The organism is Paracoccus saliphilus (assembly GCF_028553805.1).
Classification (GTDB): Bacteria; Pseudomonadota; Alphaproteobacteria; order Rhodobacterales; family Rhodobacteraceae; genus Paracoccus; species Paracoccus saliphilus.
In genome coordinates this window covers 3,297,596-3,308,665 of the sequence record NZ_CP067140.1, presented here as the reverse complement: position 1 = coordinate 3,308,665, position 11,070 = coordinate 3,297,596, and the positions used below count along the sequence as shown (strand labels likewise).

General features: G+C 61.0%; 12 protein-coding genes. 8 read left to right on the top strand and 4 right to left on the bottom strand.

The features are described from left to right. Window positions 1–55 precede the first annotated feature (55 nt). The gene (gene speB, locus JHX88_RS15955; protein ID WP_076526745.1) at window positions 56–1,027 is read left to right on the top strand and encodes an agmatinase; all 972 of its coding nucleotides are present in this window, start codon (window positions 56–58) and stop codon (window positions 1,025–1,027) included. Window positions 1,028–1,057: 30 nt separating this feature from the next. Here speB and JHX88_RS15950 read toward each other — a convergent pair whose 3' ends face one another. Further along, window positions 1,058–2,011: a sugar-binding transcriptional regulator gene (locus tag JHX88_RS15950; RefSeq protein ID WP_076526744.1), complete on the bottom strand. Its 954-nt coding sequence runs from the start codon at window positions 2,009–2,011 to the stop codon at window positions 1,058–1,060. A 204-nt stretch (window positions 2,012–2,215) separates the two neighbouring features. On the opposite strand from JHX88_RS15950, the gene JHX88_RS15945 reads away from it, so the two are divergent. The 7 genes from JHX88_RS15945 to JHX88_RS15915 all read left to right on the top strand — a co-directional run bounded on the left by JHX88_RS15945 (window position 2,216) and on the right by JHX88_RS15915 (window position 8,529). Then, a complete protein-coding gene (locus tag JHX88_RS15945; protein WP_076526743.1) occupies window positions 2,216–3,652 on the top strand; it encodes an extracellular solute-binding protein in 1,437 nt (478 codons plus the stop codon). A gap of 94 nt (window positions 3,653–3,746) precedes the next feature. After that, the gene (locus tag JHX88_RS15940; protein WP_076526742.1) at window positions 3,747–4,625 is read left to right on the top strand and encodes a carbohydrate ABC transporter permease; all 879 of its coding nucleotides are present in this window, start codon (window positions 3,747–3,749) and stop codon (window positions 4,623–4,625) included. A gap of 4 nt (window positions 4,626–4,629) precedes the next feature. Then, the gene (locus JHX88_RS15935) at window positions 4,630–5,466 is read left to right on the top strand and encodes a carbohydrate ABC transporter permease (protein WP_076526741.1); all 837 of its coding nucleotides are present in this window, start codon (window positions 4,630–4,632) and stop codon (window positions 5,464–5,466) included. 4 nt (window positions 5,467–5,470) lie between these two features. Further along, window positions 5,471–5,671 (top strand): DUF2160 family membrane protein, encoded by a 201-nt coding sequence (locus JHX88_RS15930; RefSeq protein WP_076526740.1) that lies wholly within the window; start codon window positions 5,471–5,473, stop codon window positions 5,669–5,671. Between the two features lie 3 nt (window positions 5,672–5,674). Next, the gene (locus JHX88_RS15925; protein WP_076526739.1) at window positions 5,675–6,727 is read left to right on the top strand and encodes an NAD(P)-dependent alcohol dehydrogenase; all 1,053 of its coding nucleotides are present in this window, start codon (window positions 5,675–5,677) and stop codon (window positions 6,725–6,727) included. 12 nt (window positions 6,728–6,739) lie between these two features. Further along, on the top strand, window positions 6,740–7,801 hold the full coding sequence (locus JHX88_RS15920; RefSeq protein ID WP_076526738.1) for an ABC transporter ATP-binding protein: 1,062 nt from the start codon (window positions 6,740–6,742) through the stop codon (window positions 7,799–7,801). A 32-nt stretch (window positions 7,802–7,833) separates the two neighbouring features. Next, the gene (locus JHX88_RS15915; protein WP_076526737.1) at window positions 7,834–8,529 is read left to right on the top strand and encodes an HAD family hydrolase; all 696 of its coding nucleotides are present in this window, start codon (window positions 7,834–7,836) and stop codon (window positions 8,527–8,529) included. A 166-nt stretch (window positions 8,530–8,695) separates the two neighbouring features. On the opposite strand, the gene JHX88_RS15910 is transcribed toward JHX88_RS15915, so the two are convergent. From JHX88_RS15910 to JHX88_RS15900, 3 genes are read right to left on the bottom strand one after another with little or no spacing between them, the layout of a single operon-like run. Next, the gene (locus JHX88_RS15910; protein WP_076526736.1) at window positions 8,696–9,436 is read right to left on the bottom strand and encodes an SDR family oxidoreductase; all 741 of its coding nucleotides are present in this window, start codon (window positions 9,434–9,436) and stop codon (window positions 8,696–8,698) included. Between the two features lie 34 nt (window positions 9,437–9,470). Continuing rightward, window positions 9,471–10,199, bottom strand: a complete 729-nt coding sequence (locus tag JHX88_RS15905; RefSeq protein ID WP_076526735.1) for an SDR family oxidoreductase — start codon at window positions 10,197–10,199, stop codon at window positions 9,471–9,473. A 19-nt stretch (window positions 10,200–10,218) separates the two neighbouring features. After that, window positions 10,219–10,983 carry an SDR family NAD(P)-dependent oxidoreductase gene (locus JHX88_RS15900; protein ID WP_076526734.1) on the bottom strand — a complete coding sequence of 255 codons (765 nt, stop codon included), beginning with the start codon at window positions 10,981–10,983 and terminating at the stop codon, window positions 10,219–10,221. Window positions 10,984–11,070: the final 87 nt, after the last annotated feature.

Sequence of the window (11,070 nt, the reverse complement as noted above, 5' to 3'; positions counted from 1 at the left end):
TAAGGGGCGCGGGATATGATCGCGACTACATCGCGAATCGACAGGAGCAAGGAACATGCCGAGCAAGGGTGACCAGGCCTTTCGCCGCAAGGACACGACCAAGGGCCGCTGGCACGAGATGACCTATGGCGGTGTGCTCAGCTTTCTGCGCCGCAATTACAGCCGTGATCTGGAAGGGGTCGATGTTGCCGTGACCGGGGTGCCTTATGACAATGCGGTCACCTTTCGGCCCGGCTGCCGGTTGGGGCCGCAGGCGATCCGAGCCGCCTCTGTTCAACTGGCCGAACTGAAGGCGTTTCCATTCGGCTTCGATCCTTTCGAAATCCTGTCGGTCGTGGATTACGGGGATGTGCATCTGGACCCGCACCATCCCGAAACCGTCCGCCCGGCAATAGAGGCCCATGCCGATGAAATCCTGCAAGGCGGTGCCCGGACGCTGGCCCTGGGCGGGGATCACTCGATCGCTTATCCGTTGCTCAGAGCACATGCGAAAAAGCACGGGCCGGTTGCGCTGATCCAGTTCGACGCCCATTGCGACACATGGGAAGATGACGGGGTGCAATTTGACCATGGCAGCATGTTCCTGCGTGCTGCGCGCGAAGGGATCATCGATGTCAGCAAGTCCACGCAGGTCGGCCTGCGGACCTTCAATGACGAGGATTTCGGCTTCGAGATCCTGACCAGTCCGTGGATTCATCGCAACGGCATCGACGCCGCCATTCAGGTGGCGCGCGAGCGAGTCGGTGATGCTCCGGTTTACATTTCTTTCGACGTTGACGGTATGGACCCGGCTTTTGCTCCCGGAACGGGGACTCCTGTGCCGGGGGGACTCGCCTCGTGGCAGGCGCTGGAATTCATTCGCGGCCTTGGCGGTCTGAACCTGGTGGGGCTGGATATCGTCGAGGTTTCGCCCCCGTATGATCATTCAGAGATCACCGCGATTGCGGCCGCAACCGTGGCCCATGACTGGTTGTGCCTTCTCGCCAAGGCGAAAGGTGCCAAGACTGTCGAGGTCGGAAGGCTCTGAGGCAGGGAATAAAGACCGGGATGCCCGGCACTATTCGTCCAGCAGTAGCTTTGCGGTCACGTCATCGGTGATCAATGTCGTGGCGATGCCTTGGCTGGCGATGACTCGAATGATGTCCACCTTGTGCGGTCCCGCTGCCGCCAGGATTCGGTCCGGCACGGATTTCAGGATCTCCAGTTCGATCCCTATCGTCTGCCGGTCCAGCTTGTCCGAGACCAGCTTGCCATCGATATCGAGAAAGCGGCAGACCACATCGCCGATGGCCCCGGATGCGATCAACCCTTCGGATGTGACGCCCTCGGGCAGACCCGAAGAGATCAGGTAGGATTTCGCCGAGATATTGCTGGCTGTCAGGATCGCGGCATCCAGTGTTTCGAGCTTCTTGAAATGTTTCTCGAAATTTTCCTGCGCCAGGAATGCGCGGCGTTCGACCTCTTCACCCAGGAAAATCGGCGCGGCCAGAAGTGAGTATCTTGCCCCGAAACGCTCTGCAAAACCCGATGCGATGCCGAAGGAATTGAACATCTCTCCCCGGCTTGTGCCACCGATCATCGAGATGATCTCGACATCCGGCATGGACAGCTTGGGAAGGCGGTCGATGGTGGCCTGCAAGGTCATCCCCCATGAGACCCCGATCCTGCGCCATTCCCCTGATTTCACCCGGTCGAGCATGTAGCTGGCCAGCGCAGCACCCGCCGGGCGATGGAAATCGTAGATCTGCGGGTGGGTGGGGGCGACCTGGACCCGGCGCAGACCGAAACGTTCCTGCAGCCTTTCCTGCAATTCAATCCGCGGCAGATAGGGCGACTCGATCTGCACTCGGACAGCTCCGGTCGATTTCGCCTTCTGGATGGCCTGATTGACACGCAGTCGCGTGACCCCCAGATATTTGGCGATTTCGGCTTGGGTCAATTCGTTGACGTAATATTGCCAGCAGACCTGGGCGAGAAACGCATCTTCTTCTGAAATATCGATATTATCCATCTGTGTATCCCATCACGAGTTTCGAAAATTCGTCAAGGCGCTGAATGCACCGGCCATACAATTGTATAATATAACTTACAAACGCAATTTCCTCTTGCATGGTTGCTCATACATTTGTCATGATGCGGGCAGAGGCGAAGCGGAACCACCTGCATACATGCCCATCACGGCAGGCGGAGGGCCCGCATAGGGGAGGATACAATCATGAATATTGCTTTGAAGATCGGTGCCTCGGCACTGGCTCTGTCATTTGCCGCCGGCATGGCCGCGGCGCAGGATGACAGTTTCTGGAAAGAGGCGGGGGCGCAGTTCGAGGGTGTGACCCTGCGCGGCGTGACCGAGGCGACGCCACCCTCGAACTACATCAAGGACGTGCTCGCTCCGCAATTCGAGGAGCTGACCGGCATCCGCGTCGATATCGAGACCACGTCATGGGACCAGATGTATGACAAGGCCATCAAGGACATGGAGGCCGGAACCGGCATCTATGACATGGTCTATATCGAACAGGATATCGTCTATGCCTATCTGGCCCGCGATTTCCTGACCGACATCACCGGCACGCTGGAAGAGAAGCCAGAGCTCAAATCGCCGACATTCGAAGAATCGATGCTGACCAGCTTTGCCGAATTCTTCCGCGACGATGACGGCCATCTTTACGGCATGCCGGTCGAGGCCTTCATCAAGCCCTATCTCTATCGCACGGACCTGTTCTCGGATCCCGAGATCATGGCGGCGTTCGAAGAGCAGACCGGCCGCGAACTGGCCCCTGCCAAGACGCATGAGGAATATACCGAGATCGCGGAGTTCTTTACCCAATGGGGCAAGGATCACGACATGGATCTGTGGGGCGCAACCGCTCAGGCCCATACCGGCCATGCCGCATCGTGGTATGAATATTTCGAATCCGTCGCGCCGACTTTCGGCGTCTATAACTGGGGAATCGACCCAGAGAACAACTATGCCGCCACGGTCGAGAACGGCGGCAGGATGAACTCTCCCGAAGCCAAGGAGGCGCTGAAATGGTGGCTCCATCTGCGCGACATCGCGCCGCCCGAGTCGGTGCAATCGACATGGACCGAAGTGGCGACCACCTTTGCCGCCGGTCGCGCCGCGCAGGGGTTGGTCTACGGCGAGAACGCGGCGTGGATCGCCTCGGACGAGAACCAGTCGCTGGTCGTCGGCAATGTCGGTGTGGCCCTGCCGCCACTGGCCGAAGGTGTGCTGGAGGATGCCGAGAGCGGCGAGGGTTATCTGGGTTACTATGACGGCGGTGCCTTCGGCCTGCCGGTCACCTCGAAGAACAAGGAGGCCGCGCTTTTGTTTCTGCAATATATCGCGCAGGACGAATTGCAGGCGGATTGGGCGCTGGCCGGATCGCGGATCACCAATGACGCGACCTATGACGATCCCGAGGTGCAGGCGCTGAACGAGGAACTGGGCGGCTATTTCGACATGCTGCGCGATCAGGGCGAGTTGTTCGGCGGCGCACCGGCCTATCCTTTCCACGCGCAGGTTCGCGAAGCGACGGCCCCGATCTTCTACTCGATCCTGACCGGCGATATCGGCCCGGACGAGGGGCTGGACCAGATGGCCGCCAAGGCCGAGGAAGAGCTGAGCTCGCTCGGCTATCGCGAGTAACCGCCTTGCCGTCGCGGCGATGGTCGCGGCGGCGCTTCATCCGGCACGGCGCTGGCAGGGGCAGCCTGTCCGCGAATAGGTTGGGAACAGGCCAATGCATTCCAAGACACTGGGCTGGGCGCTTCTTGCCCCGACGCTGATCCTTCTTTTCTTCTTTGGCGTGGTGCCATTCATCTATGTCCTGTTCGTGTCGTTTCACCAGTGGAACCCGTTCGCGGTCAATCCCGACATGATCTTCAACTGGGCCGAGAACTACCGCCGGGTCGTGTTCGACGCGCAGTTCCTGGCCTCGTTTGGCGTGACGATCGCCTTCGTCTTCTTCGCTGTCGTCTCGGAACTGATCATCGGTTATGCGCTGGCGCAGGCCTTCATGAGGGATTTCCCGGGCAAGGCGTTCTTTCGCACCATCCATACCCTGCCGCTGATCATGGCGCCGATCATCGTCGGATCGATCTGGAAATTGATGACGACGCCTTCCATCGGGATCCTGCCGAATATCCTGGATGACTGGCTCGGCTATAACCTGAATATCGGGCAAAGCGCCCTTCAGGCATTCACCGTGACCGTGATCATGGATATCTGGCACTGGACGCCACTGGTGACGCTGTCGCTGATCGCCGCGCTGGTATCGCTGCCTCCCGACCCGTTCGAGCAGGCGCAGATCGACGGCGCGAACAAGCGGCAGATATTCTGGCACATCACCCTGCCGATGATCCGTCCCGCCATCATCGCCACCGTCTTCATCCGCCTGATGGATGCGCTGCGCACCGTGGACGAGGTGCTGATGCTGACCGGCGGCGGACCCGGATCGGCAACCCGTTACCTGGGGGTGCATATCTTCAAGGAGGTCTTTCCACGCACGAATTACGGCTATGGTTCGGCGATCTCGGTCGTGGTCCTCTATCTTACCATCGTGGCGTGCTGGTTGCTCTATGTCAGCCTGATCGCACCGCGCAACACCAGGAAGGGCTAGGCAGATGAGGAAAGGTAATCGCTGGTTGCCCGTATTGTTCTGGACATTGATCAGCTTTCTGACGCTGTTCCCGATCTACTGGCTGTTCGTGATCTCGGTCAAACCCGCCGTCGAGCTGTTCTCGACCCCGAGCGTGATCCTGTCCGATGTCTATTGGCAGAACTACCTGGATGTGCTGGGTGATCGCACCCTGCGTGGCTATATGATCAATTCGCTGGTGATCTCGACCGGCAACGCGGTGCTCTGCACGCTTCTGGGCTTCATGGCCTGCTACGCCCTGTCGCGTTTCGACCTGCCGGGCAAGGAGAGCATCTTCTTCTGGACCATCACCAACCGCATGGCCCCGCCCGCCGTGTTCCTGCTGCCGTTGTTCCTGCTGCTGACGCAGGTTTACAGGATCGGGGACTTTTCCCTGGCCGACACCCGGACCGGGATGATCCTCGTCTATTGCACCTTCAATCTGCCCTTCGCGATCTGGACGCTGCGGCCGACGCTGGACGGCATTCCCAAGGAGCTGGACGAGGCCGCCTATGTCGATGGGGCCAGCGCCTGGAAGGTGATCTCGGAAGTGGTCTTTCCGCTGGCCCGCCCCGGCCTTGCCGTCACGCTGATCCTGACATGGGTTTTCGCATGGAACGAATATCTGCTGGCCGCGACCCTGACCAATTTCAACGCCCGCACGTTGACGACCGGGCTGTCCGAATATGTGACCACCACGGGCACCGAATGGGGCATCATGGCCGCCATCTCGGTCTTCACGCTGATCCCCGCGCTGATCATCTTCAGCCTCGTGCAGCGGCATATCGTGACGGGTCTGACCTTCGGCGCGGTTAAGGGATGACGACATGAACGAAGATACCAAGCCTCCCAAGCCGGGCTTTCTGCCCATCGAGACCAATTGGTTCGACCGTCTGTTCATCAGCGTCGTGATCTGGGTCGCCCTGTCGCTCTTCTGGTTCCGCTTCATCGAGCCCCTGGGCCTGTCGATCTGGATCTGCTGCGCGATCTCGGCGGTTCTGGCGGTGTACATCATTCGGAAAGGTTGAATCATGGAAGCCCTTGTTCTGGAAGCGAAGGATGAATTGTCCCTGCGCGACTTCCCGCAGATCGACCGCGAGGAAGAGACGCTTGGCCCCCGCGATGTCCGCATCCGCCTGCATACGGTCGGGATCTGCGGCTCGGACGTGCATTACTATACCCATGGCCGCATCGGTCCCTTCGTGGTGAACGAGCCGATGATCCTGGGGCACGAGGCTTCGGGTATCGTGATCGAGACCGGCCCGGAGGTCACGACGCTGAAACCCGGAGATCGCGTCTGCATGGAGCCGGGCATCCCCGATCCCAACAGCCGCGCGACCCGGTTGGGGATGTATAATGTCGATCCGGCAGTGCGTTTCTGGGCCACGCCCCCGGTGCATGGCATCCTGCGCCCGACCTGCGTGCATCCCGAGGCTTTCACCTACCTGTTGCCCGACAATGTCAGCTTCGCCGAGGCGGCGATGGTAGAGCCGCTGGCCGTCGGTGTTCACGCCGCCACCAAGGCGCGGATCAAGCCGGGCGATGTTGCGCTGGTCATGGGGGCGGGGCCCATCGGCCTGGTCACGGCGATATCGGCGCTGGCCGCCGGTTGCGCGCGGGTCTATGTCACCGACCTTGCCACCCCGAAACTGGACATCGCCGCGGCGCTCAGCCCCGCGATCACCCCGGTCAATGCCGGGTCCGAGGATGTCGAGGCGATCATCGCCCGCGACACCGATGGCTGGGGCGCGGATGTGGTGTTCGAGGCGACCGGTTCGCCCAGGGCTGCGGCGGGGGTCTTTGCGCCCCTGGCGCCCGGCGGTTGCGTCGTGATGATCGGCGGCCAACCCGATCCTATCTCTTACGATGCGGGGGCGGCGATGGTGCGCGAGGCGCGCGTTGAAAACATTTTCCGTTATGCGCATGTCTTCCCGCGCTGCGTGAAGATGCTTGCCTCGGGGGCCATCGACGTCAAGCCGCTGATCACCCGGACATTCGGTTTCAAGGACAGCGTGCGCGCCTTCGAGATCGCGGCTTCCGCGCCTGCGGGCGATGTGAAGATGCAGATCGAGCTGCCGCAATAAGGAGCAATAACCGTGGCAAATGTCCAGATTGACAACGTCATCAAGCGCTATGGCAGCGTGCAGGTGATGCATGGCGTCAGCGTCGATATCGAGGATGGCGAATTCGTCGTGCTCGTCGGCCCCTCGGGCTGCGGCAAATCCACGCTGCTGCGGATGCTGGCGGGGCTGGAGGAAATCAGCGACGGCACGATCTCGATCGGCGGCAAGGTCGTGAACGACAAGCCCCCGAAAGAGCGCGACATCTCGATGGTGTTCCAAAGCTATGCGCTTTACCCGCACAAGACGGTGGCCGAGAATATCGGCTTTCCGCTGAAGATGGCCAAGCGTCCCAAATCCGAGATCGACGACAAGGTCCGGCACGCCGCCTCGATCCTCGATCTCGCCCATCTGCTGGACCGCTATCCCAAGCAGCTTTCGGGAGGCCAGCGCCAGCGTGTCGCCATGGGCCGCGCCATCGTGCGCGATCCGCAGGTGTTCCTGTTCGACGAGCCCTTGTCGAACCTTGATGCCAAGCTGCGCGTGACCATGCGGGTCGAGATCAAGGAATTGCACCAGCGCCTCAAGACGACGATCGTCTATGTGACCCACGACCAGATCGAGGCGATGACCATGGCCGACAAGATTGTCGTGATGCGCGATGGCTGGGTCGAACAGATTGGCGCACCGCTGGACCTTTATGACAATCCGCAAAGCGTATTCGTCGCGGGTTTCATCGGTTCTCCGGCAATGAATTTCCTGCATGGCCGGATCTCGGGGCAGGGGAATGTGCGCCGCTTCGTCTCGGAGAGCGGGCTTGAGCTGCCAGTGCCGGATGTGGATCTGGCCGAAGGGCAAGAGGTAACCTATGGCATCCGCCCCGAACATATCGCCATCGGTGAGGGTGGTATCCCGGTCGATGTCGTTGTAACCGAGCCGACGGGATCAGAGACACAGGTCTTTGCCCGCGTTGGCAAAGACCTGATCGATGCCGTCGTGAAGGACCGCGTCCACGCCAATCCCGGCGAGCAGATCGGCTTTGTCATCGACACGACCAAAGTGCATCTGTTCGATCGCAAAACTGAACGCCGACTTTGAGATCCGGCCTATGTGAAGAACAGGAATGCAGGATGCCAGGGACGCGAGCCGTCATCTTCGATCTCGATGGCTGTCTCGTCGATAGCGAGATCTTTTCACTTCAGGCCCTTGCAGCCGAGATGCAGGCCGCAGGGGTTCAGGATGTCAGCGTGGCAGAGCTGGGCCGTCGGTTTCTTGGCGTATCGCTGAGCGTGGTCTGCGGCGATGTGGCCGAGCGAACAGGTCGTCCCTGTCCCGAAGGCTTCGCGGATCGTTTTGAAACCCGCCTGATAGAGACATTTCACCAGCAGCGGCTCCGGCCTTATGATGCCGTGCCCCACCTGTTGGACATGTTGCAGGAGCGCGGTATTGCCATGGCCATCGCGACCGGTGGCTCCCTGCGCCGGATGCGTGCGACGCTGGAAATCTCGGGACTGGATCGCTGGTTCCGAAATCGCGCCTTCAGCGCCGATCAGGTCGAACATGGCAAACCCGCGCCAGACCTGTTCCTGTTCGCGGCTGCCCAACTTGGTGTCGATCCGGAAAGATGCGTGGTGATGGAAGACTCGCCCCACGGTATCAAGGGGGCCCTCGCCGCAGGCATGCCCGCCGTCGGCTTTACCGGAGGTGCGCATCTGGAGGGCATTCGTCAGGATCATGGCGAGAAACTGTATGGGGCGGGTGCGGTGGTGGTCAGGGACGACCTCGACGGTATGGTCGACACCCTGCTGAAAGCTGGATGTATCTGACGAATAGCGTGATTGCCTGGGTGCGACTCCGCCCCTTCTTCTTCACGCAAATATCCCGGGGTCGGCGGCAGGTCGCCCACTGGTTCGAGAGACCTGCCGGCGACGGGGCAGAGCCCCGGCCACCGCGGAGCGCAATCCACAGCGTAGCCCCGCCATTCCCGCGGCCCTACCTGACCGAATAACCTCCGTCCGCCATCAGCACCGCACCGTTCACGATACTTGCGCCGGATGAGGCCAGGTACAACGCGGCGGCGGCGATTTCCGAGGGCTGGGCGAAGCGTCCAACCGGGATTTCACGCTTGGCCTGCTCGCCCTTTTCTCCCGCCCAGCCAATCGCCGCCATCGGTGTTTCCACCACAGTTGGAGCGATTGCGTTGACGGTGATGCCGAATTTCGCCCATTCCACGGCAAGCACCTTGGTCACCAGGTTCAACCCAGCCTTGCTGGCGCCATAGGCGACGTGATCCGTCAGCGCGATGACACCTGCCTGGGAGGAGATATTGACGATCCTTCCCCGGCCGGACCGCTTCAGCCACGGCAAAGCGGCGGCAGACATCAGCCATGGCGCCCGCAGGTTGATATTCATCGTCCGGTCCCAATCGGCGATACGGGCCGCGCCACTTTCTTCGGCGGGAAAGACGATGCCGAAACCGGCATTGTTGATCAGCACGTCGATCCCCATCTCTTCGCCGATTACCGGCACGGTCCGTGCGATGGCCTCGCCATCCGAAAGGTCCAGCTCATATGCCCGGCGATCGCTCGGCAATTCCGATGCCAGATCCGAGGCGTCCGAGATATCGACCAGCGCGAGCCTCGCCCCTTCCGCCGCGAAAGCCTCGGCCATCGCACGCCCGATGCCGCCCGCTGCGCCTGTGATCAATACGCTCAGCCCCGTGAATTCAGCCATGGTTTTCCCTCCCTAGCCGGTTACTGCCGCAGGCTCAGATATCGAAATTCGTCGGCAGCACGATCATGTCGCGGATCGTCACGTTGCGCGGGCGTGTCAGCATGTACATGACCGCATCGGCAACTTCTTCCGGCTCGATCAGGCTGCCGGATTCCTTGGCCTTGCGCAGGTTCTCTTCGGGCCAGTCCGCCAGCAATGCCGAGATCACGGGCCCCGGAGACACCTGTCCGACGCGGATGCCCTGCTTGTTCAGCTGTCGGCGCATGGTCTGGACAAAGCAGGTGATCGCCCATTTCGAACCGGAATAGACCGGCTCCCATGGCACCGGGAAATGCCCCGCGACCGAAGAGGTCACGATGATGTCGCCGCTGCCGCGTTCGCTCATATGCGGGATGACGGCATGGACATTCTTCATCACCGCATTGATGTTCAGGTTCAGCATCCGGTCGATGGTTGCGGGATCGGTCTCGGTCAGGTCGCCGCCGATATAGGTGCCGGCATTGCAGTGCAGGATGTCGATGCGCCCGGTTTTTTCCAGAACCTCGGGCACCATCGCCGCGCAGCTTGCCGGGTCGAGAAGATCGGTCACTTGCGGGATCGCGTTTTCTCCAAGCTCACCTGTCAGCCGCCCGAGCGCTACCTCGTCACGATCGGCCATGACCACCTTCGCACCCGCCTCCAGCAGCGATTTCACGGTCGCCAGCCCGATACCCGAGGCGGCACCGGTCACGAGTGCGACCTTGTCGTTCAGTTTCTCTGCCATGTGACTCGTCCTTCCCTGTTCAATGCGTGGTATAACCGCCATCGGCGACGAGGATCGCGCCGGTGACATAGCTTGCCGCGTCGGAGGCGAGGAACAGCGCGCAATTCGCCATTTCCACGGGTTCGGCAAAGCGCCCCATTGGTGTATTCGCGGTCCAGACGTGGTTCCATTCCGCGTCGGCGATCCCGCCCGCCGTCATGTCCGAGACGACATAGCCCGGCGCCAGCGCGTTGACCCGGATTCCCTTGTCGGCATATTCGAACGCCATGGTCCTGGTCATCTGATGAATGGCCGCCTTGGAAGAGTTGTAGGCGACCTGCAATTGCGGCTTGTTGGCCACGTAGCCCGAGATCGAGCCGATATTCACCACCGCACCGCTACCCTGTTTCAGCATCGGAGCGATCGCCGCTCGCGCGATACGGAAAGGCGCGATCAGGTTCGTGCTCATGACGAAATCCAGCTGCGCGTCGGTGAATTCGTGGAAATTGCCGTTATCGGCGACGCCGGCATTGTTCACCAGGATATCCAGCCGCCCGAACCGCTTCAGCGTGGCGCTGACGATCCGATCCGGGGCATCCTCGTCATTCACATCCGCGCCGATCCAGGCTACCCGGTCCGGTTCTTGCTCCAGCAGAGCCTTCAGACCCGGTGTTTCGCTGCGGCTGGTCAGCATGCAGGAGGCGCCCGCCTGGACGAAGATCTGCGCGATGGCCAACCCGATCCCGCGATTGCCGCCAGTAATCAGCGCCGTTTTTCCGTCCAGTCTGAATTGTTCAAGCGTCATGCGGTTCCTCCCCCTTCCGATGATTGACCGGCAATCGCACCGGTCCGCAGCGATGTCGTTGAGACTAGATTACATTTGTATGAAACA

Bases quoted from the DNA above. Each gene is read 5' to 3' on its own strand.
- JHX88_RS15945 (WP_076526743.1), top strand. From the start codon at position 2,216: ATGAATATTGCTTTGAAGATCGGTGCCTCGGCACTGGCTCTGTCATTT.
- speB (WP_076526745.1), top strand. From the start codon at position 56: ATGCCGAGCAAGGGTGACCAGGCCTTTCGCCGCAAGGACACGACCAAG.
- JHX88_RS15905 (WP_076526735.1), bottom strand. From the start codon at position 10,199: ATGGCAGAGAAACTGAACGACAAGGTCGCACTCGTGACCGGTGCCGCC.
- JHX88_RS15940 (WP_076526742.1), top strand. From the start codon at position 3,747: ATGCATTCCAAGACACTGGGCTGGGCGCTTCTTGCCCCGACGCTGATC.
- JHX88_RS15950 (WP_076526744.1), bottom strand. From the start codon at position 2,011: ATGGATAATATCGATATTTCAGAAGAAGATGCGTTTCTCGCCCAGGTC.
- JHX88_RS15930 (WP_076526740.1), top strand. From the start codon at position 5,471: ATGAACGAAGATACCAAGCCTCCCAAGCCGGGCTTTCTGCCCATCGAG.
- JHX88_RS15925 (WP_076526739.1), top strand. From the start codon at position 5,675: ATGGAAGCCCTTGTTCTGGAAGCGAAGGATGAATTGTCCCTGCGCGAC.
- JHX88_RS15900 (WP_076526734.1), bottom strand. From the start codon at position 10,983: ATGACGCTTGAACAATTCAGACTGGACGGAAAAACGGCGCTGATTACT.
- JHX88_RS15935 (WP_076526741.1), top strand. From the start codon at position 4,630: ATGAGGAAAGGTAATCGCTGGTTGCCCGTATTGTTCTGGACATTGATC.
- JHX88_RS15910 (WP_076526736.1), bottom strand. From the start codon at position 9,436: ATGGCTGAATTCACGGGGCTGAGCGTATTGATCACAGGCGCAGCGGGC.
- JHX88_RS15915 (WP_076526737.1), top strand. From the start codon at position 7,834: ATGCCAGGGACGCGAGCCGTCATCTTCGATCTCGATGGCTGTCTCGTC.